Source organism: Campylobacter sp. 19-13652 (assembly GCF_019702925.1).
Classification (GTDB): Bacteria; Campylobacterota; Campylobacteria; order Campylobacterales; family Campylobacteraceae; genus Campylobacter_A.
Map to the genome: position 1 here is coordinate 449,507 of NZ_AP024713.1, position 21,748 is coordinate 471,254.

Genomic DNA, 21,748 nt, shown 5'->3' on the forward strand with positions numbered 1-21,748 from the left:
GAAAAAGTTGAAAAAACTAATTCTAGCCGCTCTGCTTTGCGTTTATTCGTTTGCAGCAGATGCGACCATTTCTGTTATAAATCAGGCCATTGCGCTACCTCGTATAGCCATAGAGGACATCTCAAGCATACAAGATAGCACACTAAAAGCTAAATTTGCAAAAATTATGCAAGGTGATGTTAGGGTAAGCTCTGATTTTGAGATAGTAGATGGCGAGGGTGCCAAGGAGCGTTCCGAGCTTGTATTAAGGTATGCTCTAAGTGAGCAAGCGGGTGTTTTAAGCCTTGATACTTGGCTTATAAACTCAGCCACTGGGGTTATAAAATCTCAGCATCAATACAGCATAAATGATAGGGCGAAATATCCATTTTTAGCCCACAAAAGCGTGGTTGATTTAGTAGTGGAGCTAGGACTTCCTCCAGTTGGCTGGATGGATAAATTTATAGTCTTTTCTAGATATACTGCGCCTCATAAAAGTGAGATTGTAGTAGGAGATTATACTTTAACATATCAAAAAGTAGTTGTTAGTGGAGATTTAAATATTTTCCCAAAATGGGCGGGGGCTAGCCAGCAGGATTTTTACTATACTCACATAAAAGATGGAAGCGACCCTGTACTTTATAAATTTAATTTATCTAGCGGTAAAAAGAGTAAGGTTATATCCGGACGTGGTATGCTTGTAGCTTCTGATGTGAGCCTTGATGGAGCTAAAATCCTCCTAACAATGGCGCCAAAAGACCAGCCAGACATATTCATATATGATACTCGCTCAAAGCAGCTTTCTCAGGTTACTAATTATGCCGGTATAGATGTAAATGCAAACTTTGTCGATGATGATACTAAGGTGGTTTTTGTCTCAGATCGTATGGGCTATCCAAATGTTTTTTCAACAAGCATAAATGGCGGTGCAGTAGAGCAGCTTGTATTTAGCGGTAAAAATAATAGCTCTGTTAGCACTTTTGGCAACTATATAGTCTACTCAAGCCGTGAAGATAGTAGCTTTGGCAGAGCTTTTAATATATATCTAATCTCAACAAAGACAGATTTCATAAGGCAGCTTACAGCAAGTGGGAAAAATACTTATCCTAGATTTTCAAGTGATGGCGGAAGCGTCGTCTTTATCAAAGAAGTGGGTGCACAAACAAGCCTTGGTGTTATTAGACTAAATGAAAATAGAAGCTTTCAATTTCCTCTAAAAGTAGGAAAAATTCAGTCGATTGACTGGTAAATTAATTAAATTTGTGGTATAATCCGCACAATTTTTTACAAAGGAATAAAAATGAATAAAGTTCTACTTGGCTCATTAGTTGCTGGCGCTTTAGTTATCGCTGGTTGTGGCTCTAAAACCCCTGAAGCTTCGACTGAAACTGTAGTCGTTGATGAGGTTGTAGCTCCTGTTATTGGGCCTAGCGATGCAGAAGTCCTAGCTGCTTTAATTTCAAGCATAAACGGTAGTTTAGGTAGCGTACATTTTGACTTTGATAAATTTAATATCAAAGCAGATCAGCAAGGCATAGTAAGTCAAAATGCTAGTATATTAAATGGCAAAGACGCAAGCGCATTTAATATTAAAGTAGAGGGCAACTGTGATGAGTGGGGTAGCGATGAGTACAACTATGCTCTAGGACTTAAGCGTGCAAAAAGTGCAAAAGACGCCCTAGTAAGCCGTGGTATAGCTGCTGAGCGTGTCTCTGTAGTTAGCTATGGCGAGAGCAACCCAGTATGTACAGAACACAGCAAAGCTTGCGATGCTCAAAATCGTCGCGCTGATTTTAAAGTGCTTCAGTAATTTATGCTAAAAAAAGCCATTTTACTAGCGGGGGCTATGACCCTCGCTTTAAATTCTGCTGAAACTTCAGTATTTGAGGCTGGGAATTTAGAAAATGCAAACCCTTATGGACTAACAGATAGCGAAAAGGCAGTCCTTAAAAATCGTCGTAATGTCCAAAATGTTGAGTCAAATTTAAGTGTATTAACAGAGCAAGTACAGGGACTTTCTAGTATAGTCGAGGGGTTAAGTGCTAGAATGCAAAAAATAGAGCAAAGGCTAAATGAGTTAGAAGCTAGGGTAAATGGCGATACAGACTCCACAACTTTAAGCCTAACATCTATAAAAGAGTACTCAGAAGAGACTAGACGATTACAGGAAAAGAACTTTGATAAGATAAATAAAGCTTTAAACAAGCTTGGTGCTTTAATAGATAAGGGTGGCGCAAAAGCGCAAAGTGCATCTAATCAAGAGGCAAGTTCGGCTGATAAATTTAAAGGTAAAAATAAAGCAGATTTACTATCTCAAGCTAAAGATATGCTTTCAAAAGATAGCAAAGGCGCAATAGAGAGACTTGAGTATTTAATATCTCAAAATTACAAGCCTGCAATGTCAAATTTTTACCTAGGTGAGAGTTATTATTTTTCAAAATCATATCAAAGTGCTATAAAGTATTATCAAAAATCAATAGAGCTTTATGATAAAGCCGATTATATACCAAAGCTACTATACCATACTGCTATTAGCTTTGATAAAATAGGCGATACAGCAAGTGCTAATAAATTCTATAAGGCTTTAAAAGTTGGCTATCCAGACTCAAAAGAGGCTCAAGCTGCTCCAAGTAGAGAGTAGTTTGACTCTTTATTATTTTAAATTCATTAAATTTAACAATTTCTATACATCTTAACTGTATTTACGTTTTAACAGCCCTTAAGTAGCTTTTTGTATTTAAAATTTATCCAAAAATCGGAGTAGTTTAAACTTTATTTCGCTATAATCTACCTTATTTTTTAATAAGGAGAATTACGTGAGAAAAGATCAAGTCATAACTATGTTTTATGAGTTAAAAGATGCAAAAACTGGTGAGGTTTTAGAATCAAATATGGCTTCAGGTGAGCCTGTGGCGTTTATAACTGGTAAAAATCAGGTGTTAAATAAGCTAGAAGAGGCTCTAAGCGAGCTAGAAACTGGCGCAAAGACAAAAGTAGAGATACCTTGCGCTGACGCATTAGGGGAATATGACGCTAACGCCATTCAACAAGTGCATATTGAGCAGTTTGCTGGTATTGAGCTAAAAGAAGGAATGGAGCTATTCGGACAGGGCGAGGACGGCGCTACCGTAAGAGTAACTGTAAAAGCTATTGGTGAAAATGAGGTAATGGTGGATTTTAACCACCCATATGCTGGTAAAGATCTGCTTTTTGACGTAGACATAATGGAGTCAAGACCTGCTACTGATGACGAGCTTTTAAGTGGTATGGTAGGCGGTGGACATAGCTGCGGTTGCGGTGGCGGCGGACATCACCATCACGATCACGACCATCATCATGGTGGAGGTGGCTGCTGCGGAGGCGGTGGCAAGCACAAGCATGGCGGTGGCGGCTGCTGCGGCGGACATCACCACTAAGAGGCATTTATGAGATATGCACTGATATTTGCAGGGCAGGGCTCTCAAAGTGTAGGAATGGGAAAGGAGTTTTATGACTCTATCCCAGCTGCTAAGGCGCTGCTTGATGATGCGAGCTTACGACTCGGCATAGATTTTAAAAGCCTGCTTTTTGAGCCAAATGATGATCTTAGTAAGAGCGAGTTTACCCAGCCAGCTATAGTGTTAAATTCTTTAATGGCTTATGAGGCACTGCGTTCTCGCATGAGCCTAAATCCTGTTTTTGCCTTGGGGCATTCTTTGGGTGAGTTTTCTGCGCTTGCTGTAAGCGGAGCTTTTGGCTTTGTTGATGCTATTGGGCTAGTAAATTTACGTGGAAAACTAATGCAAAAAGACTGCGACGGCAAAGGTGCTGGCATGATGGTGGTGCTTGGATTAGATGATCAAAGCGTAAGCAGAATATGTGAACAAGCCAGAGGTGAGGGTAAGCAGGTATATGCTGCAAATTTTAACTGCGATGGACAGGTTGTTATAGCGGGGCTTAGAGATGATTTAGCAAGTTGCGAGAGTGTCTTTAAGCAATCTGGAGCAAAGCGTGCTATGCTACTTGATATGAGCGTGGCTAGCCACTGTCCATTATTAGATACCGCTAGTAAGACTCTTGTAGGTGAGCTTGAAAAAGTCATGGCTGGCGAGTTTTCGCCTGTGATTTCAAATGTAACCGCATGCGCTTACAGTGATAAGGCAAAAGCCCTTGAGTTACTAAAAGCTCAGCTAGTAAGCCCTGTGCTTTATAAGCAGAGCATTCAAAACGTACAAGATGAAGTTGATGTATTTATAGAACTAGGCGCAAGTGTGCTAAAAGGTATAAATAAAAAAATCACAAATAAGCCAACGTTAAGCATAACAGATATCGCAAGCCTTGATGCGGCACTTGTTGAGTTGGAGGGTGCATGATAGCTATACTAGGGGCTATGCAGGAGGAGATTGAGCCGATACTTAAAAGCGTAAAAGAGTATAAAGAGATAGAGTATGCTAAGAATAAATTCTATCTAGCTAATTACGCTAGCAATGAGCTTGTTATAGCTTATTCAAAAATCGGTAAGGTAAACGCGGCCATAACAGCCACTGTGATGATTGAGAAATTTAATGCTAGTAGACTTCTTTTTACAGGTGTGGCTGGGGCTTTAAGCCATGGGCTTAAGATAGGGGATTTGATGTTTGCTACCTCTTTGCTTCAGCATGATTTAGATATTACTGCTTTTGGACATCCACACGGCTATGTTCCAGGTATTGAAATTTTTACAAAAACAGATAGTGATTTAAACGATATAGCTAAACAAACAGCTGAGCAAAAAGGCTTGATCCTAAAAAGTGGCATAATAGCAACTGGAGATATTTTTGTCTGCGAAGCTAGCAAAAAAGAGTGGATAAAAGATACTTTTAAAGCCGATGTCGTCGAGATGGAGGGTGCTAGTGTGGCTCAGGTGTGCAGTCAGCTTGGCGTGCCATTTTTTGTACTTCGTGCTATTAGCGATGAGGCTGGCGGTGGAGCTGAGTTTGATTTTGATGAGTTTTTGGCTAGCTCGGCTAAGGTAAGTGCTGATTTTGTGCTAAGCATGGTTGAAAAACTATGATAGATTTAAGCAAAAAGCTCCTAAGCACCGTAGGCAGGACAAACGCTAAATATAAAATGATTCAAGGCGGAGACAGGATACTTTTAGGGCTTAGTGGTGGCAAAGATAGCCTAGCGCTAGCTCACGTGCTAAAGCATATGCAGCGAGTAACCCCTGAAAAGTTTGAATTTAAAGCAGTGACTCTAAGCTACGGAATGGGCGAGGATTTTAGCTACCTTAGAGACCACTGCGATGAGCATGGCATAGACTGGGAGGGGATAGATAGTACGATATTTGAGACATCAAAGGAAAAAATACGTAAAAACTCCAGCTTTTGCAGCTTTTTTAGCCGTATGCGTAGAGGCTATCTTTATACGTACGCCTTAGAGCATGGCTATAATAAACTAGCCATAGGGCACCATTTAGATGACGCAGTTGAGAGCTTTTTTATGAACTTTACTTACAATGGTGCACTCCGTACCCTAGCTCCAAAATATCGAGCTAAAAACGGTATAGAAGTCATTCGTCCTTTTATATTTGTGCGAGAGCGACAATTACGTGAGAATGCTGTACGAAACGGGCTAAGCGTAGTGGGTGATGAGGCGTGTCCTGCAATGAGATTTGATGTTAAAATGCCTCATGCACGAGCTGAGACAAAAGAGCTTTTAAGTGAACTAGAAAAGCAAAATCCAAAGCTTTTTATATCACTAAAAGCCGCTTTTGAAAATATCCACTTGGGTACGTTTTTTGCACCTGAGTATCTAAATAAAAACATAGACGGAATGAGCGAGGAGGAGCTTTGAGTACGAATTTAATCTTATACGCGGTTGCTTACCTGCTGGGGGCTATACCGTTTGGGCTTATTTTGGCTAGGGTTTTTGCTAAAGTTGATATAAAAAATAGCGGTAGCAAGAGCATAGGGGCAACAAATGTCCTTCGAGTGGTAAAGCAGGAAAATCCTCGACTTGCTAAAATTTTATCAGTTATGACCGTTGTGCTTGACGCTTTAAAAGGTGTTGCACCTATACTGGTGGCTAGATATATGGGCTTTGATGATAGCGTGCAGTGGGCTATGGCGGTACTTGCGGTTCTTGGACACTGTTACTCTCCGTACCTTGGCTTTGAGGGTGGCAAAGGCATAGCCACAGGCGCTGGCGTACTAGCATGCTTTTTGCCGCTTTGTGTTGGTATTGCGCTTATTGCTTGGTTTTTGGTGGGTAGGCTTTTAAAGGTAAGCTCTCTTGCTAGTCTTACCGCTTTGACCACACTTTTGGTTTCGTCTTTTTTGCTAAATCCTAGCCTTAGTGGATTAAACACGCAAGCTCCAGTATTAATAATAGCGTTTTTAGTCGTTTATAAGCACATACCAAATATAAAACGGCTCTTTTGCGGAGAAGAAAAAGCTGTAATATGATAACAGTTTTTATAAAAGAGCTTAAATTTAAAGCCATTATCGGACTTTTGGATTTTGAGCGAGTAGACGAGCAAGAAGTCGTAATGTCGGCAAATATGAGCTCTTTTAACGGCGAGTTTATAGATTACGCTATTGCTTGTGAGATTATTAAAAAAACTGTGCAAAATGGGCGGTTTGAGACAGTTGAAGAGGCACTTAGCGAGTGTGCTAAAAATTTAAAATCAAGCTTTAGTTTTCTTAAAAGCTTAAGGCTTGAAATTTCAAAGCCAAATATACTGCCAAATACCGTTGTGGGCGCAAAAATAGAGCTTGAGTTTTAAAAGCCTATTTTAGCCTGTTTTTTAATTTTTAAATAACTAATCTTATTTTTAGAATTTCGTCCTCTGTTTTTAGTCTTTGTCGTTTATCTTTCCCATAGTTTGCCACTTTTGTTAATGTGCAGATATTTTATTTTAAAAAAACATTAAAATATCTTGAAATATTGCTTAAACTATGCTATAATCCGCCTTAAATTTTTAAAAGGATATTAAAATGCGAATCTTGATAGTCGAGGACGAAACAACACTTGGCAAGACGATAGCTGAAGGACTTGGGGAGTTTGGCTACCAAACTGATAGCTCAGAAAATTTTAAAGACGCTGAGTATTATATAGGTATACGAAATTATGATCTAGTTTTAACTGACTGGATGCTTCCTGATGGGGATGGAGTTGATTTAATTAATACAATAAAGCAAAAATCTCCTCGCACAGCTGTTGTAGTAATCTCTGCAAAAGATGACAGGGATAGTGAAATAAAGGCACTTCGTGCTGGAGCTGATGATTATATTAAAAAGCCATTTGATTTTGATGTATTAGTGGCTCGCATAGAGGCTAGGCTTCGCTTTGGTGGCACAAATACCATTAAAATTGATGATCTAATTATCGACCCAGATGAGGAGAAAATCACCTATAAAGGGCAAGATATAGAGCTAAAAGGTAAGCCGTTTGAGGTGCTTACACACTTAGCTCGCCACTCAGATCAAATAGTGAGCAAAGAGCAGCTTCTTGATGCGATTTGGGAGGAGCCAGAGCTTGTAACTCCAAATGTAATCGAAGTTGCTATCAATCAAATTCGCCAAAAAATGGATAAGCCTCTAGGCATATCTACAATCGAAACGGTAAGAAGACGCGGATATAGATTTTGCTTTCCGAAAAAAGCCTAAGACTTAGATTTATTCTCCAGCTAGCCTCAGCTTCTATGATGCTGGTGGCTATCATAACGGTAATGCTTTATTATTATATTCGCGTTACCATTTATGAAAGTGTGGTGCAGGAGCTTAAATTTAATGCTGAAATTTTAACCAAGCAGATAAATCTAGAGCCTCCTATGGCTGGGCATTTTACCCTTAGTACTCTAAGTGATGGTAGCACTGATGTTGAGATTGTTGCTGGAGTGCTGGCCCAGTCTAAGCCACACTATAAATTTTATGAATCAGGTGGGCGCAATTACCTCGTGCTTTACCACCCTTATGTAAGTGGTAAATACTTAAGACTAAGCAGAGACGCTACTTTGCAAAAACGCCTAATAGATCAAATTCTTGTAGATATTATTATAGTTAGTGCGTCTGCGCTTTTTCTTATTGTATTTTACGCTCTATTTTTATCCAGGATGCTGCTCGTGCCAGTTAGGCTTTTATCTGCTAGAATAGTAAATATAAACGAGCATTTTTTACAAGAAATAGACCTAAAGGGGCTTCCTGTAGAATTTAAACCTCTTGGCAAAAGCATAAATAAGCTAATCGGCAGGATTAAGACATTTGTCGGCTATCAAAAAGAGCTTTTTATAGGTGTTGCGCATGAGCTAAAGACGCCGCTAGCTGTAATGAAAACCAAAAACGAAGTAACGCTAATAAAGCCACGCGAAAGCGAAAAATACATAGAGGCTTTGCGTGCAAATAACGAGGCTATAAATTCGATGAATGCCATGATAGGCTCGATTTTAGAGATAGGGAGGCAAGAGGGCGCACAGTTTGAGGAGCCTAGAGAGATTGATATAGTTGCATTTTTAACAGAAATGGCAAATAATTTTAAAATCCTAGCTCATCAGGAAAAAAAGCATATCAAACTAGAGCTAATGCCTTCTAAATTAAAGGTGCTGATTCAGCCGACACTCTTAATGCATATAATACAAAATTTCGTCCAAAATGCTATTAAATTTTCCCCAGAACAAAGCGATATAATCATAAAAAGCTCTTTAGTGGGTGATGAGTTTAGGGTAATGGTGCTTGATAATGGTAAGGGGATAGATGAGAGTGCGGATTTATTTGCGCCGTTTAAAAGATACGGCAACAAGCCTGGTGCTGGGCTTGGGCTTTTTTTGGCTAAGGGTGCAGCTGATGCGCTAGGTGCCACGGTGTCTTTGAAAAATAGAAAAGATAGTAATGGTGCAGAGGCAACATTAATCATAAATATACAAAGGGCAAATTAATGGCAAAACGCACGGCGGTGATAGATTTAGGCTCAAATTCAATGCGACTTGCGATTTATGAGCGTACGAGTCGTTGGGCGTTTTTTACCCTTGCTGAGTTTAAGACAAAGGTGCGTTTAGCGTCTGGTGGATATAATAGCGCTGGGGAAATTTCAAAGGCGAGCATGCAGCGTGCGATTGATGGTTTTTGCGAGTTTGCCCAAATAGCTAAGGCTCATAAATGCCATAAAATTTATGCAGTCGGCACTTCTGCTTTGCGTGATGCTCCAAATTCAAGTGAGCTTATATCAGCAGTAAAGCGCGAATGCAATATAAATTTAAAGGTAATAGACGGCAAAATGGAGGCTATACTTGGCGCGACGGCTGCGGCAAATTTATTAGCACCATTTAAAAAGGGCGTTACCATAGATATAGGTGGTGGTAGTACCGAGCTTGCTCTTGTTGAAAACGGACGAATATGCAAGGCAATATCTTTAAATTTAGGCACGGTTCGCCTAAAAGAGCTATTTTTTGACAATAAAAACACAGCAAATTTAAAATCATTTTTAGCAGACGCGATAAAGGGCGTGATAGATGATTTTCGCTGTGAAAACATCATAGCCATAGGTGGCAGCCTACGTGCGCTTAGTAGCGCTATAATCTCAAGAGAACGCTACCCTATAAGTACGCTTCATAATTTTGAATATAAGCTTAGCGTGCATGAGGAGTATCTAAGTTCGGTTGCAAATTCTACAGTTTTGGGGCTTGAGCGACTGAGCATTAAAAAAGAGCGCTTTGACACTATTAGAGAGGGGGCACATATATTTTTAGCTGTAGCTAAAGCCCTTGGAGTAAAAAGAGTAATAACCAGCGGCGTGGGCGTGCGCGAGGGCGTGTTTTTAAATGATTTTTTAGGGCTTTATCTTAATAAAAGAGCTGAGGTAAAAAGTGGTGAACTTGGGTTAATGCTCGCTAAGTTTGCAAATGGGTTAAATCCTGGACTAAAATCCCTAATAGACCGTTTTAACGTAAATCCTAATAGAAATATCAAAAACTACGCAAAAGCGATTTTTGAGGCACTTTCGCCAGTGCATAAGCTCGAAAATTGCTATATTCAAGAGCTTTTAACTGCGTCAAAGCTCATAAACATAGGCTCAAATATAGGCTTTTATAATGATCACAAAAACTCAGCTTATATAGTTTTAAATTCCTTAAACTACGGCTATACTCACGAGCAAAAAGCTCTCATAGCCGCGATAATCGGCACAAACGGCAAAAAAAGCGTATACGAATATGATAAGCTAGAAAAGCTCCTGCCCCCTGCTTATGTGGTGCGATGGCTTAGCTTTATGCTCTATTTGGCTCGTGCGCTTGATATATCTTGCGCTGGGGCAAAGCTCGAGTTTACCTACGAAAATCAAGCTCTTAGCATCATAGGTGGCAGAGGGCTAAGCCTAGCTAAAGATGAGATAAAAAAGCTAGCAAAGCCAGATACTTTTGCTATTTCGTTTGTGTAGTTAAATTTATTCTAAACATACTTACATCTACTGCACTTGCCCTCATGGCAGCGTCTATTTCAGCCTGTTCTAGCTGCGATTTTTTCTCCTCTATAAGCTCAGAGAGAGTATCTCTAAGAGCGTTTAGCTTTGCTGCTTGCTCTTTTTTCTTGTCCCCTTCTAGGCTTTTTAGTTGCGCAAAAGTAGTGGTTAAAAAGCCCTTTTTTACATCTTTACAATATAGTTACTATTTTTAGCTATTGCAAAGCTTGATATAAAATTTGGAAAATACTCTAAATAAAGCCTGCTAGTTTTTATGCGGCTAATTGCAGGCGGATATATTTGTCTACTCCATTTTGCTAGGCTTTGTCTGATACTTTTAATAAACATCGACTACGCTGACCGTATACGCTCGTTTTAAATAAACTGCACTTCGTTTGTTTTTGTAGAAGCTACGTCTTAAAGAAGCTCGCTTTAGCTTTATGTGTGCAAGCGCAGCTACCCTGCTAGGGTAATATAATACGTAGTATTTTTGTAAACTAAAGAGTAGCTTTATTAAATAAGCGAAACCAGACATCGTGCTGCAATATGAGCGATTAATAAGCCACTTATATGCACGGCGCATAGCCTATAAATTTCATAATCGCACGCATGAGGCAGATTTTGCGTGAGTTAAGTTTATCATATTTAGCCTGGTTAGGTTAGGTTGTTATTAGAATTTAATAAAGCAGCTAAAGCCCTCTGGGGCGAGCGCTAGATTAAAGCCTATCATAGTCTAAGTCAAAAGCTTTAAAAGTAGCTTTTGATACAGCATTACCCCGCTTTCTAAAACCCCCTCGTCAAAGTCAAAATCGCTGCTATGATGCCCTGCTTTTATATCAGCCCCTAGGATAAAATAGCATGCCTTGCCTCCGCATTCTTGTACTCGGCGGATAAGCAGTGTAGCGTCCTCGCTAGCGTTAAATTCTCTCGTTTTAATTACAGTGCTAAAGCGATTTTTAAGCTCCTTGTCATCTTTTAAAACCCCATCTAAAAGCTCTGTCAACTCTTTTGAGTTTTCTAATTCGCACGCTTCGCCTACGATTTGTATGTCGCACTCCACATCCCACGCCTGCGCGCTAGAAAGAGCGATTGCGCGCACCCTTTCTAGCATATAGGCGTTTATTTGACTTGTCTCACCCCTTACTTCTATTTCTAGTTTTGCACTATCTGCTATGACGTTTCGTCCGCTTCCAGCCTCAATGCGTCCCACATTTATGCGACTCATTCCAGCGCCGTGCCTTGAGATTGCGTGCATTTGTGTTACAGCAAAGCAAGCAGCCAGTAGGGCGTTTTTGCCCTCATTTGGGCTTGCGCCAGCATGCGATGCCAAGCCTTTAAATTTAACGTCAACCTTGCTCGTGCATAAGAAATTTGTCGGATTTATCACTATCTCGCCACTTTTTGCACAAAATCCAATATGACATGCCATAAGATAGTCTAAATCATCTAGCACGCCGCTATTCGCCACTGCTGCCCCGCCTCTTACGCCCTCTTCGGCTGGTTGAAAAATGAGCTTTATTTTGCCGTTTAGCAGGTGCTTATTTTGGCTTATAAATTTCGCCACCCCAAGCCCTATACTAATATGCCCATCATGTCCGCATGAGTGCATTCTGCCTTCGTTTTTAGAGGCAAATCCAAGCTTTTGTGGTGCGTGCGACGGGTTTTTACTCTCGCTTACACACACGCAGTCTATATCAAATCTAAGCCCAATACTAGCCCCAGCTCTACCACTGTCAAAGACGCACACACAGCCAGTTATCTCTCCTAGTGCGTCAATAATTTCCTCTTTTGCTCCGTTTTTAAGCGCCATTTGCCTGCTTGCCTTTACGGCGTCTACGTCTCGTCCACGTAAAAAGCTCTCGTTTATGCACTCTTTTTGGGTTAGAATTTCAAAGCAGTCAAGCTCTTTTACGTATTCAATAATCTTTGCTGTAGTGTAAAACTCCTCCCATCCTGCCTCAGGATAAGCATGAAATTCACGCCTGAGCCTGCTTAAGCACTCTTTCATTTTCATCACTCCATTTTGACATATCTATGCTATTTTGGCTCTTTGCTATAGCCAAAGTCCCCATTATATCGCCTGTTACATTCATGCTTGTTCGTCCCATATCAAGAAGTGCGTCAATGCCTAGTATCATGCCATAAGCCACCGCTATTGTGCTATTTGCTTCTACCTTTAGCCCTATACTCTCAAGCACCATAATAAGCATTATAGCCCCAGCCCCTGGTACTCCAGCTGTACCTATGGAGGCGAGTAGGGAGGTTAGGATTATGCTTATATATGCGCTTGCATTTAGTTCTATGCCAGCTAAATTTGCTATAAATGTTACGCAAACTCCTAAACATATGGTGGTTCCGTCCATGTTTATTGTAGCCCCAAGTGGTAGGGTGAAGCTCGAAAGATGGCGTGAGATACCCATTCGTTCTTGCGCTGTTTGAATTGATATGGGTATGCTAGTGGCTGATGAGCGCGTGATAAAGGCTGTAAGCATGGGTAGTCTTACTTTTTTGATAAATTTAATCGGATTTAGCTTAAGAAAAAGACAGATGCCAAAATAGACTATGGCTATTTGGGCTATAAAACCAGCATACACAGTCATAGTCATATCAGCAAGAGTACCAAATGCCTCTTTTCCATTTTTGGCAAATACTACAAAAATAAGCGAAAATACCCCTATGGGCGCATACTGCATGACCCATCCCACTATTTTAAAAATAACTGCGCTTATGCCTTCAAAGAATTTAAAAACCAGCCCAGACGCCTCTTTTATACTCGCATCCTTGCTGTTTTTACAAAATGCCAGCGCTATGCCAAAAATTGCACAGAAAAATACGCTAGGCAGGACTTCTTGGTGGGCTATGGTGTTAAAGGGGTTTGTTGGGATTAGGCTTAAAAGCACGGAAAGGAGGTTTGGCATTTGAGGGTTTGGACTCGGAGCTTCGTGGATTTGCAAGTCTACGTTAGCGCCTGTTGCTAGTAGCGCTGATATACCAAGCCCTATGATTATGGCGCATATTGATGTAAGTGTATAAAAGGCTATGATTTTTATGCCTATTTTGCCTATATTAGAGGGCAAAATGCTTGCCATTCCTACTATCAAAGAGCAGGAAACTACGGGCATTACGAGCATTTTTAAAAGCCTGATAAAGATATCTCCTAGTGTTGAGAATATATCAAGAGCCATACTTATGCCCTGCTGATTTGGGAAAATAAGCCCACAAATGAGCCCTAGTACAAGTGCTATGAGAATTCTTAAAAGTAAATTTGTCCTGATATAGATTTTAAAAATTTCACTCATGGGATTTTATATCTTTCATTTAGGCTTTATTTTTTATTTATAATATTACATTAACTAAAATTAAACAAGACTTATCTATTTGCCTGTTTTAAGCACAAACTCGCTAAAATGGTGCTTTAAATTTAAAAAAGGAATACATATGTCAAAGATGTGGGCGGGTAGATTTAGCCAAGCAAGCGATGCGCTGCTTGAGGAGTTTAATGCCTCGATTAAATTTGATAAAAGGCTTTATAAAGAGGATATAGCTGGCAGTATCGCCCATAGCGCTATGCTAGCAAGTTGTGGCATTATAAGCCAAGCTGAGGCGGCATCTATGAAAGCTGGGCTAGAGCAGATTTTGGGCGAGATTGAGCGAGGGGAGTTTAGCTTTTTAATAGCTGATGAGGATATACATATGGCAGTTGAGAAGCGTTTGGGGCAGATAGTGGGGGTTGATATTGCAGGTAGGCTTCACACCGCAAGAAGCAGAAACGACCAAGTCGCACTCGATTTTCGTCTTTATACCCAAAAGTCAAATTTAAGCATTAGAGGGCGGCTTTATACGTTAATTCACACCCTTTTTGAGATAGCGCGCGAGCATACCCTTAGTCTTATGCCGGGATTTACACATCTTCAGCACGCTCAGCCAGTTAGCCTAGCGTATCACCTTTGTGCTTATATTTTTATGTTTATGCGAGATTTTGACAGGCTAAAATCAAGCTATGATAGAGCCAACCTCTGCCCCCTTGGCTCAGCAGCACTAGCAGGTACTCCGCACCCCATTGATAGAGCGCAGACCGCTGCGGCTTTGGGCTTTAGCGCGCCTACATTTAATGCCATGGATAGCGTGAGCGATCGTGATTTTGCGCTTGAGATGCTTTTTAATATAGCGACCATTTTTACGCACACTTCTAGGCTTTGTGAAGAGATCGTGCTGTGGTGCTCTAGCGAGTTTGGATTTATGAAGCTAAGTGATAAATTCTCCACCGGCAGCTCCATAATGCCGCAAAAGAAAAATCCAGACGTAGCCGAGCTAATACGTGGCAAAACTGGGCGTGTGTATGGGAATCTAATCGCACTTTTGACGACTCTAAAATCCCTACCGCTAGCTTATAATAAAGACATGCAAGAGGATAAAGAGGGGCTTTTTGATAGCGTTGATACGGCGCTTATCTCGCTTGAGATATTAGCAAAAATGCTAAAAAGCTCAAGCTTTGATAAGGGCGCAATGATGAATGCTTGCAAAAAAGGACATTTAAGCGCAACTGATTTGGCTGATTATTTGGTTAAAAGCTGCGGCGTGCCATTTAGGCAGGCTCATCACATCACTGGGCGGGCTGTGGCACTAGCTGAGAGCCTTGGCAAGGACCTAAGTGAGCTAAGCAAGACCGAGCTATCAAGCGTCGATGAGGTACTAAATAGTGACGAGGCTTTAAGCGCGTTAAGTCTTGCGGCGTCTATGCAGGCTAGGCGCTCATATGGCGGAACGTCCGAAACAAGCGTGCAGTCTCAGCTTGATATGATAAGTGCATGGTTGGACACTAATTTTTCTTTGTCTTAAATCCAGCCCGTCTTGTTTTGCTATGTTTCGTTGGATTTAAATTTTTGCTCTCACGCTGTCTGTATACTTGGTCGTAAAAATTTAAATCCGCCTTGCCAAGACGAGCGATACTTCGCATTCTCTGCTTAATGCCGCAGAATAAATTCTAAACGTCGAGATTTAAAAATTTGACGCAGACAAATTTTAAATAATAGCGACCCTGTTGGGTTAGAAAAAAAGGGGGAGGGGTGCTACTTTCGTAATTCAAGCTTCTTTCCCCCTGGCGTAAAAAAGAAAAACTATGTGCGTAAAATAAAAACATAAAAATAAATGCAATTCACAAACCAAAATAATCCAAAGTTTCTGCGGTTTTGTAGCGGTAGCTCGTTTCTTGATAAAAATAAAAGTATTATTTGCGTATTAAATTTAAAAGTAGGGGAGCAAAATGCAACCCCTATGCTTGAATTAAGCTTTCGCTTCGTTTATTAAGCGAGTAATCTCGCCGCCAGTTGGAAATCTAGGCTCGCTTGTGCCTATTAAATCCTTTTTTGAAAAAACGACTTTGCCGTCAACCTCAACGATGAAGTTTCCTCCACTGCCTATTACTTTCTCAACACTTGCACCATCGAAGTTTTGCTTTATCTCATCCTCTACCCTAGAGGCTACTGGTCGATAGTTTCAAGAGTTGCAGTATGTGATTTTTACACGCATTGCAATGCTCCTTTGTTTGATTTGGATTTTGATTTTATCGTAAAAAGATTAAATTTATATTATTATTACGCTATATTTTTGATAAAAGCTGCAAAAAAGGAGATTTTATGAAAGTGGCTGTGATTTTGGCTGAAGGGTTTGAGGAGATAGAGGCGATAAGCTGCGTAGATGTGCTGCGTCGTGCTGGGATAGAGGTGAGCGTGGCAGGGCTTGCTAGCGCTGAGGTATCAGGCGCTCACGGTGTAAGGGTGGTGGCTGATACCACGCTAGGAGAGCTTAGGGCGGAGGATTTAAGTGCAGTTGTTTTACCAGGTGGCTTGCCAGGGGCGGAGCATTTAGCAAACTCAAGTGCTTTAAAAAGCCTGCTGGTAAAAATGAAAAATGCGGGCAAAATAGTAGCCGCAATCTGCGCCGCGCCCATGGCACTTGAAGCAGCTGGCGTGCTTAGTGAGAGCTTTGTGTGCTATCCTGGCTTTGAGGAGAATGTGCGTGCTAGTGCAAGCGGATACGTGCCTAATTGCGATGTTTTGGTCTCTAATGGCGTCATAACTGGTAAGGGGCCTGCGCTTTCAATGAAATTTGCACTGGAGATAGTGTGCGCCCTAAAAGGCGATGAGTGCGCGCGCGAAGTGGCAGCTGGCTTGCTTTTTGCTTAACCCACTATCCTTATTCTGGCGTTATTTAGTAGGGCGTCAAAACTACATTTTCTAGCTTTTGCCTCTCTTTAATCGAAAATTAAGGGGGGGGGGTAGAATATCGGCGTTTTTATTTTATTTTAAGGAGACGCTATGACTGATTATGCTAAGTCAGTTTTTTCTAACCGTGAGCTTCTAGAGCAAAAGCTAGCCATCTACCTAGATGACGCAAACGACGCTAAAAAGCTAGCCCCGACATTTGAGAAATTTTTCAAAGCAGGCGGTGGGGTAAGGCTAAAATTTAAGCCTTCTTGGACTTGGTGGGGGCTTTTTACCTTTGGGTTTTTATTTAGATACAAGCTTTATTTTGATTTTTCAGTAGTGTTTATAGCGTGGATTATATCTTTATTTGTCAATGACGCTCTAAACTCTGCTATTTCTACTGCTATTTTGTTTACAACAATGTATACTTCTAAATTTAATATGGCAAAACGCTTTGAAAAAGCCCTAGATAGCGGCGATGACGCTGCTTTAAAAGGCGGCAAAAACCCTATGTGGCTAAGCGTGGTGGTGTTTTTTGCTGTAAATATAGTGCTAAATACTATATTTGGTCTTATGTTAAAAAGATAAAACTAGGAGCGCAAAATGAAAAAATTTGCTTTTAGTATGGCGGCTGGGTTTGCTCTATTTTTGACTGGTTGTAGTGATGATTATGACTGCGCTAGCAATGATATGTTTTTTAGCGCAATGGCGATAAAAGGCGGATATAGTGCCGATGAAAACGGCTTTTATGAGTACATAGATTTACTTGAGAAAAATATAGATAATATAAAAATAGACCTAACCAAAATGGACGATACCAACAAACGTTCCTACTGTACTGCCTATTATAGCTACAAAAAAGATATGAGCGAAGAGGATTTTATTAAAATCTCAAAAACAATAACTAACACACAGTCGCCATTGGCTGACGCTATCTTTAGACGGGCGTTATCCGAGCTTAAAGAAGTGGCAAGGCAGAAAAATACGACGTGGCAAGAAACCATAAACCAGCAAAAACTAACATACTCTGCGTATGATAACGGCAGAGGTGAAATTTATATCGAAGTAGAATAAATTTACGCAAGATTTTACCGCTAAAATACGCTAAAAAGCCAAATTTAGCGGTAAATTTGACTGGATAAAAGCTAGGGCGAGTTTATTTCGCAGTAAATAGCATTGTGCCCTTTCTTGTTGGTAGGACTATTTATAAAATTTTTTCGCACTCATAATTCGCAGCAATCCTGACGCTATCTCCATAATCTAGCGTACTAAGCCTATTATCTGTGAGGCTTTTTAGATTTTTTGCGTGTATGCGGCGTAGTATCCGCGATTTATTTTGGCTGTCTCGCTTGCGCCATTCATAAACAAAGATAGCACGCCCAAAATGACGCTCTGCTATATTGCGCCATATTTTGGTGGTATAATTTGGCGCTTTGTTCCAGCCATAAAGCCTACATTTACCCTTATTTACGCTAATTTTTGAGTACTCTATCTTAAGCGTGTATTTATCCCCCCCCCTTTTTTTGGCTAGGTGTGGTAGATTGATAGGCTTATATTTTGGGGCTTAAATTATCGGAGTATGGGGCAAAACCGCAGAAACTTTGGATTATTTTGGTTTGTGGCTTGAATTTAAATTTATTTTTATATTTATGATTTTTCTTTTTACGTTAAGGGCTAAGTTTGCTTAACGCTACAGCTTTCTTTTTGCGCTAAGGGAAAATGGGATGAGTTACGAAGTCGATCCCCCTAGTAACCCTCTAGCCCAAACGACGTTAGAAAGGTTACTATTATTTAAAAATTTGTCTGTGTCAAATTTTTAAATCGCAATGGCTGGAGATTGCTTCGCAAGGACTAGCTGTATGCAAAGTATCGTGAGATAGTCGGAATAGGGCGAAGTCAAGCGAAAGTGAGATGAGTTGGTTTCTAGAGTTAAGCCTAATCAATCTTCAGTACGCTTAAAAATGCTTCTTGTGGTAGATGTACCTTGCCTATGGCTTTCATTCGCTTTTTACCCTCTTTTTGCTTTTCTAGGAGCTTTCGTTTTCTGGTGATGTCGCCGCCGTAGCATTTGGCTGTTACGTTTTTACCCATTGATTTTACATTTTCGCGGGCGATGACCTTATTTCCTATGCTGGCCTGTATGGCTACTTCAAAAAGCTGGCGAGGGACGATTTCCTTCATGGCCTTTACTAGCTCCCTGCCACGGCTTGCAGCTTTGGCTTCTGGCACTATGATTGAGAGAGCATCTACTGCCTCACCAGCTACTTTTATATCGAGCTTTACAAGCTCTCCAGCCCTGTAATCGCTAGGCTCATAATCAAAGCTAGCGTAGCCCTTTGTGGCTGATTTTAGCTTATCGTAAAAGTCCATCACTATTTCATTTAGCGGCACGTCATATTCTAGCAGCACCCGCTCTGGCGTGATGTAGTCCATCTTAGTTTGCACGGCTCGGCGGTTATTTAAAAGCGTGATAATGTTACCTAAATACTCACTTGGAGTGATTATGGTGGCTTTTACGTATGGCTCTTTTATCACCTCTATCTTATTTACAGGTGGTAACTCGCTAGGATTTGTTACGTTTATTGCCGTTCCATCGGTTTGAATGACTTTATAGGTAACACTCGGAGCTGTGGCGATTAGGTCAAGATTAAACTCTCGCTCGAGCCGCTCTTTTATCACTTCCATATGCAGTAAGCCCAAAAAGCCCACCCTAAAGCCAAAGCCAAGTGCTGCCGAAGTCTCAGGCTCGTAGCTAATCGAGCTATCATTTAGCCGCAGCTTATCAAGCGCATCTCGCAGCTCTTCAAACCTATCCGTCTCAATCGGATAAAGCCCAGCAAAGACAAAGGGCTTAGCCCGCTCAAAGCCACCCACAGGCTCACTCGCTCTATTTTTAGCTAGCGTTATCGTATCACCCACGCTCACATCGCTTACGTTTTTTAGCCCAAGCACAATTATGCCCACTTCGCCGCTTTTTAGGCTAGCAGTCTTTATGGGTGCAAGCGGATTTGGATACATCAGATCAAGCACCATATGACGCTTATCAGTCCCCATTACCAGTACTTCATCACCCTTTTTCACCGCCCCATCATATAGGCGCACCAGAGCAAGCGCCCCCAGATAGTTATCAAACCAGCTATCATAAATGAGCGCTTTTAGGGGCTTTGCTTCGTTAGTTTTTGGTGCTGGCACTCGCTCGATTATGGCTTCAATGAGCTCCTTTATGCCCACACCAGTCTTTGCGCTTACTTCGATCGCACCGCTACAATCGATGCCGATGATATGCTCTATCTCGTCCTTTACCCGCTGCGGATCAGCTGATGGCAGGTCGATTTTATTTATCACTGGTATTATCTCAAGATTATGCTCAAGCGCGATATAGACGTTTGCGATGGTCTGCGCTTCCACGCCTTGAGTGGCATCGACTACTAGCAGCGCGCCCTCGCAGCTGGCTAGACTGCGACTTACTTCGTAGCTAAAATCCACGTGCCCTGGGGTGTCTATTAAATTTAACACATAAGGCGCGCCGTTAAGCGTATAATCAAGCCGCACGGACTGCGCTTTTATCGTTATTCCACGCTCTTGTTCTATCTCCATAGTATCCATCATCTGCTTTTTCATCAGGCGTTCTTCGATTGCGCCGCACTCGCTTATTATGCGGTCAGCCAAGGTGCTTTTGCCGTGGTCTATGTGGGCTATAATGCTAAAGTTTCGTATATTATTCATCTTTTGCTTTCGTTTAAATTTAAAGGCTTGATTTTATCAAAAAAGAGTTAAAAACTTAATAAACATGTAAGATTGCAGGTAGTTTGTGCCATTTAGCCACGCATAAATACATAGTCTTGCGCGGCTTGACGCAAAAAAGTTAGTTTAAAATTTTATCTATCGCCTTATCCCTTGTGCGGATAAACTCGGCACTTAGTGGACTATTTGGCATAATGTGCTCGTATGCGTGCAAAAAGTTAGGTAAGACAAAAAGCTGCGTTTGCACGCCGCTAGCTAAGAGCCTTCTAGCGTATTCTATGTCTTCATCAGCAAATAGATCAAGCCCGCCGACCATTATAAGCGCACGTGGCAAGCCATGTAAATCGCTGGCGTATGATGGAGAGAAATAGCCAAGCTCTTTTTGTGATAAATTCTTGCCACCCTTTAAAACCTCCCATGCAAAGCGATTTGAGCCAGCAGTCCAGATAAACTCCCCAGCTAGCGGCGATTTAGGCGCAGCTGTGGTGTAATCAAGCATAGGATAGATGAGTATCTGCGCAAGTGGGCTAAACTCACCCATATCTCTAGCGTATAGCGCAAGTGCGGCGGCTAGATTGCCCCCAGCGCTCTCGCCCATAATGGCTATGCGGCTGCTGTCTATGCCAAGCAGGGCAGCGTGGGTAAAGACATAGCTAAGCCCAGCATAAGCGTCATCTAGTTGCGCTGGAAAGGGCGCAGTAGTAGATAGGCGGTACTCCAGGCTGATGATGACGGCATTTACGCTATTTGCCAGTGCGTAAAATGCGTCACCACCACTGAGTGCTGAGCCTACTAAATATCCGCCGCCGTGGATAAAGAAAATGGCTGGCAGGGGCTTGTCACTTTTTGCGCTAGGCAGGTAAAAGTATAAGCTTACATCAGGCGCACCTGCTAGCTTTGCCTTGCGTGCAAAGTCTGGCTTGCGTGCGCTTTTTGCTTGCTCTAGCATGTAGTTTTGCCACTCTTTGACCTGTTCTAGACTTGATATGTCGCTAGCCCAGTCTTTTGCGATTGGCTTAAATTCCTGCGGGAGATACTTGAAGCTTTTAAATTCTGACGCATTTAAAAGTAGGCTAAAAAGGGCTAAAAGTAGGAGCTTTTTCATATTTTATCCTTATCTTGTGAAAATGTAAAATCAGGGGTGGGGTGGGTAAGTCCCCCATTTGATTATTAAAAGGCTCTGTTTTTGTCGGTGTCGGCTTTGCTTATATTATGCGCACAAAGGTAAAGCTTTTGTAAAATTTATTGCTATAGATCACACACTGCAAAATCAAAAGCAAGCCTTAAACTATGCTTAAACATTAACAATCCCTGCTAAAAATACCTTTGGGTGGCAGGGATAAATTTAAAGTGTGTTAAAGCTTAATCAAGCCCAAATAGCCGCGCAGCTTGCGTTTTTAGTTTGATTA

General features: G+C 41.2%; 22 protein-coding genes and 1 pseudogene. 16 read left to right on the plus strand and 7 right to left on the minus strand.

Features of this window, described 5'->3' with window-relative positions; genetic code table 11:
• The first annotated feature begins 7 nt into the window (after positions 1-7).
• From tolB to LBC_RS02165, 12 genes are all read left to right on the plus strand, one after another.
• A complete protein-coding gene (gene tolB / locus LBC_RS02110; protein ID WP_221254472.1) occupies positions 8-1,228 on the plus strand; it encodes a Tol-Pal system protein TolB in 1,221 nt (406 codons plus the stop codon).
• A 51-nt stretch (positions 1,229-1,279) separates the two neighbouring features.
• Positions 1,280-1,789, plus strand: a complete 510-nt coding sequence (locus LBC_RS02115; RefSeq protein ID WP_221254473.1) for an OmpA family protein — start codon at positions 1,280-1,282, stop codon at positions 1,787-1,789.
• A 3-nt stretch (positions 1,790-1,792) separates the two neighbouring features.
• On the plus strand, positions 1,793-2,620 hold the full coding sequence (locus LBC_RS02120; RefSeq protein ID WP_221254474.1) for a tol-pal system YbgF family protein: 828 nt from the start codon (positions 1,793-1,795) through the stop codon (positions 2,618-2,620).
• Between the two features lie 175 nt (positions 2,621-2,795).
• On the plus strand, positions 2,796-3,395 hold the full coding sequence (locus LBC_RS02125; protein WP_221254475.1) for a peptidylprolyl isomerase: 600 nt from the start codon (positions 2,796-2,798) through the stop codon (positions 3,393-3,395).
• Between the two features lie 9 nt (positions 3,396-3,404).
• The gene (gene fabD, locus LBC_RS02130; protein ID WP_221254476.1) at positions 3,405-4,331 is read left to right on the plus strand and encodes an ACP S-malonyltransferase; all 927 of its coding nucleotides are present in this window, start codon (positions 3,405-3,407) and stop codon (positions 4,329-4,331) included.
• Complete coding sequence (locus LBC_RS02135) at positions 4,328-5,011, plus strand: 5'-methylthioadenosine/adenosylhomocysteine nucleosidase (RefSeq protein WP_221254477.1); 684 nt, start codon at positions 4,328-4,330, stop codon at positions 5,009-5,011. Before fabD ends, LBC_RS02135 begins: the two co-directional genes overlap by 4 nt.
• Positions 5,008-5,793 carry a tRNA 2-thiocytidine biosynthesis TtcA family protein gene (locus tag LBC_RS02140; protein ID WP_221254478.1) on the plus strand — a complete coding sequence of 262 codons (786 nt, stop codon included), beginning with the start codon at positions 5,008-5,010 and terminating at the stop codon, positions 5,791-5,793. Before LBC_RS02135 ends, LBC_RS02140 begins: the two co-directional genes overlap by 4 nt.
• Positions 5,790-6,404 (plus strand): glycerol-3-phosphate 1-O-acyltransferase PlsY, encoded by a 615-nt coding sequence (plsY, locus tag LBC_RS02145; protein WP_221254479.1) that lies wholly within the window; start codon positions 5,790-5,792, stop codon positions 6,402-6,404. The genes LBC_RS02140 and plsY overlap by 4 nt, the downstream gene beginning before the upstream one ends.
• The gene (locus LBC_RS02150; RefSeq protein WP_221254480.1) at positions 6,401-6,724 is read left to right on the plus strand and encodes a dihydroneopterin aldolase; all 324 of its coding nucleotides are present in this window, start codon (positions 6,401-6,403) and stop codon (positions 6,722-6,724) included. The genes plsY and LBC_RS02150 overlap by 4 nt, the downstream gene beginning before the upstream one ends.
• Before the next feature lie 211 nt (positions 6,725-6,935).
• The gene (hsrA, locus tag LBC_RS02155) at positions 6,936-7,607 is read left to right on the plus strand and encodes a homeostatic response regulator transcription factor HsrA (protein WP_221254481.1); all 672 of its coding nucleotides are present in this window, start codon (positions 6,936-6,938) and stop codon (positions 7,605-7,607) included.
• Between the two features lie 38 nt (positions 7,608-7,645).
• The gene (locus tag LBC_RS02160; protein WP_221254928.1) at positions 7,646-8,872 is read left to right on the plus strand and encodes a HAMP domain-containing sensor histidine kinase; all 1,227 of its coding nucleotides are present in this window, start codon (positions 7,646-7,648) and stop codon (positions 8,870-8,872) included.
• Positions 8,872-10,368 (plus strand): Ppx/GppA phosphatase family protein, encoded by a 1,497-nt coding sequence (locus LBC_RS02165; RefSeq protein ID WP_221254482.1) that lies wholly within the window; start codon positions 8,872-8,874, stop codon positions 10,366-10,368. Before LBC_RS02160 ends, LBC_RS02165 begins: the two co-directional genes overlap by 1 nt.
• On the opposite strand, the pseudogene LBC_RS09165 reads toward LBC_RS02165, so the two are convergent.
• The 3 genes and pseudogenes from LBC_RS09165 to LBC_RS02180 all read right to left on the minus strand — a co-directional run.
• Positions 10,352-10,561 (minus strand): annotated as a pseudogene (locus LBC_RS09165) (phenylalanine--tRNA ligase subunit alpha); the annotation flags it as partial. The gene LBC_RS02165 and the pseudogene LBC_RS09165 overlap by 17 nt on opposite strands.
• Before the next feature lie 561 nt (positions 10,562-11,122).
• On the minus strand, positions 11,123-12,397 hold the full coding sequence (locus LBC_RS02175; RefSeq protein WP_221254483.1) for an amidohydrolase: 1,275 nt from the start codon (positions 12,395-12,397) through the stop codon (positions 11,123-11,125).
• Complete coding sequence (locus tag LBC_RS02180) at positions 12,366-13,688, minus strand: dicarboxylate/amino acid:cation symporter (protein ID WP_221254484.1); 1,323 nt, start codon at positions 13,686-13,688, stop codon at positions 12,366-12,368. The genes LBC_RS02175 and LBC_RS02180 overlap by 32 nt, the downstream gene beginning before the upstream one ends.
• 139 nt (positions 13,689-13,827) lie before the next feature.
• On the opposite strand from LBC_RS02180, the gene argH reads away from it, so the two are divergent.
• On the plus strand, positions 13,828-15,228 hold the full coding sequence (gene argH / locus LBC_RS02185; protein ID WP_221254485.1) for an argininosuccinate lyase: 1,401 nt from the start codon (positions 13,828-13,830) through the stop codon (positions 15,226-15,228).
• Here the strand turns inward: argH and LBC_RS02190 are convergent.
• Together LBC_RS02190 and LBC_RS02195 are read right to left on the minus strand one after the other, a co-directional pair.
• On the minus strand, positions 15,209-15,346 hold the full coding sequence (locus tag LBC_RS02190) for a hypothetical protein (protein WP_221254486.1): 138 nt from the start codon (positions 15,344-15,346) through the stop codon (positions 15,209-15,211). The genes argH and LBC_RS02190 overlap by 20 nt on opposite strands.
• A gap of 326 nt (positions 15,347-15,672) precedes the next feature.
• On the minus strand, positions 15,673-15,918 hold the full coding sequence (locus tag LBC_RS02195) for a SelT/SelW/SelH family (seleno)protein (protein ID WP_260173426.1): 246 nt from the start codon (positions 15,916-15,918) through the stop codon (positions 15,673-15,675).
• Between the two features lie 107 nt (positions 15,919-16,025).
• Here LBC_RS02195 and LBC_RS02200 point away from each other — a divergent pair, with 107 nt between their 5' ends.
• From LBC_RS02200 to LBC_RS02210, 3 genes are all read left to right on the plus strand, one after another.
• Positions 16,026-16,574, plus strand: coding sequence for a DJ-1 family glyoxalase III (locus LBC_RS02200; protein WP_221254487.1), 549 nt, complete (start codon positions 16,026-16,028; stop codon positions 16,572-16,574).
• A 132-nt stretch (positions 16,575-16,706) separates the two neighbouring features.
• Entirely contained in the window at positions 16,707-17,183 is a 477-nt protein-coding gene (locus LBC_RS02205; protein ID WP_221254488.1) for a hypothetical protein, read from the plus strand.
• Between the two features lie 15 nt (positions 17,184-17,198).
• Positions 17,199-17,669 carry a hypothetical protein gene (locus LBC_RS02210; RefSeq protein WP_221254489.1) on the plus strand — a complete coding sequence of 157 codons (471 nt, stop codon included), beginning with the start codon at positions 17,199-17,201 and terminating at the stop codon, positions 17,667-17,669.
• An 861-nt stretch (positions 17,670-18,530) separates the two neighbouring features.
• Here the strand turns inward: LBC_RS02210 and lepA are convergent.
• Positions 18,531-20,321, minus strand: coding sequence for a translation elongation factor 4 (lepA, locus tag LBC_RS02215; protein WP_221254490.1), 1,791 nt, complete (start codon positions 20,319-20,321; stop codon positions 18,531-18,533).
• 139 nt (positions 20,322-20,460) lie between these two features.
• On the minus strand, positions 20,461-21,444 hold the full coding sequence (locus LBC_RS02220) for an alpha/beta hydrolase (RefSeq protein ID WP_221254491.1): 984 nt from the start codon (positions 21,442-21,444) through the stop codon (positions 20,461-20,463).
• Between the last annotated feature and the right edge of the window lie 304 nt (positions 21,445-21,748).

Bases quoted from the DNA above. Each gene is read 5' to 3' on its own strand.
- LBC_RS02115 (WP_221254473.1), top strand. From the start codon at position 1,280: ATGAATAAAGTTCTACTTGGCTCATTAGTTGCTGGCGCTTTAGTTATC.
- LBC_RS02120 (WP_221254474.1), top strand. From the start codon at position 1,793: ATGCTAAAAAAAGCCATTTTACTAGCGGGGGCTATGACCCTCGCTTTA.
- lepA (WP_221254490.1), bottom strand. From the start codon at position 20,321: ATGAATAATATACGAAACTTTAGCATTATAGCCCACATAGACCACGGC.
- LBC_RS02160 (WP_221254928.1), top strand. From the start codon at position 7,646: ATGCTGGTGGCTATCATAACGGTAATGCTTTATTATTATATTCGCGTT.
- LBC_RS02210 (WP_221254489.1), top strand. From the start codon at position 17,199: ATGAAAAAATTTGCTTTTAGTATGGCGGCTGGGTTTGCTCTATTTTTG.
- LBC_RS02220 (WP_221254491.1), bottom strand. From the start codon at position 21,444: ATGAAAAAGCTCCTACTTTTAGCCCTTTTTAGCCTACTTTTAAATGCG.
- LBC_RS02190 (WP_221254486.1), bottom strand. From the start codon at position 15,346: ATGCGAAGTATCGCTCGTCTTGGCAAGGCGGATTTAAATTTTTACGAC.
- LBC_RS02165 (WP_221254482.1), top strand. From the start codon at position 8,872: ATGGCAAAACGCACGGCGGTGATAGATTTAGGCTCAAATTCAATGCGA.
- LBC_RS02180 (WP_221254484.1), bottom strand. From the start codon at position 13,688: ATGAGTGAAATTTTTAAAATCTATATCAGGACAAATTTACTTTTAAGA.
- argH (WP_221254485.1), top strand. From the start codon at position 13,828: ATGTCAAAGATGTGGGCGGGTAGATTTAGCCAAGCAAGCGATGCGCTG.
- LBC_RS02175 (WP_221254483.1), bottom strand. From the start codon at position 12,397: ATGAAAGAGTGCTTAAGCAGGCTCAGGCGTGAATTTCATGCTTATCCT.
- LBC_RS02140 (WP_221254478.1), top strand. From the start codon at position 5,008: ATGATAGATTTAAGCAAAAAGCTCCTAAGCACCGTAGGCAGGACAAAC.
- LBC_RS02205 (WP_221254488.1), top strand. From the start codon at position 16,707: ATGACTGATTATGCTAAGTCAGTTTTTTCTAACCGTGAGCTTCTAGAG.
- hsrA (WP_221254481.1), top strand. From the start codon at position 6,936: ATGCGAATCTTGATAGTCGAGGACGAAACAACACTTGGCAAGACGATA.
- LBC_RS02135 (WP_221254477.1), top strand. From the start codon at position 4,328: ATGATAGCTATACTAGGGGCTATGCAGGAGGAGATTGAGCCGATACTT.
- LBC_RS02200 (WP_221254487.1), top strand. From the start codon at position 16,026: ATGAAAGTGGCTGTGATTTTGGCTGAAGGGTTTGAGGAGATAGAGGCG.
- LBC_RS02150 (WP_221254480.1), top strand. From the start codon at position 6,401: ATGATAACAGTTTTTATAAAAGAGCTTAAATTTAAAGCCATTATCGGA.
- fabD (WP_221254476.1), top strand. From the start codon at position 3,405: ATGAGATATGCACTGATATTTGCAGGGCAGGGCTCTCAAAGTGTAGGA.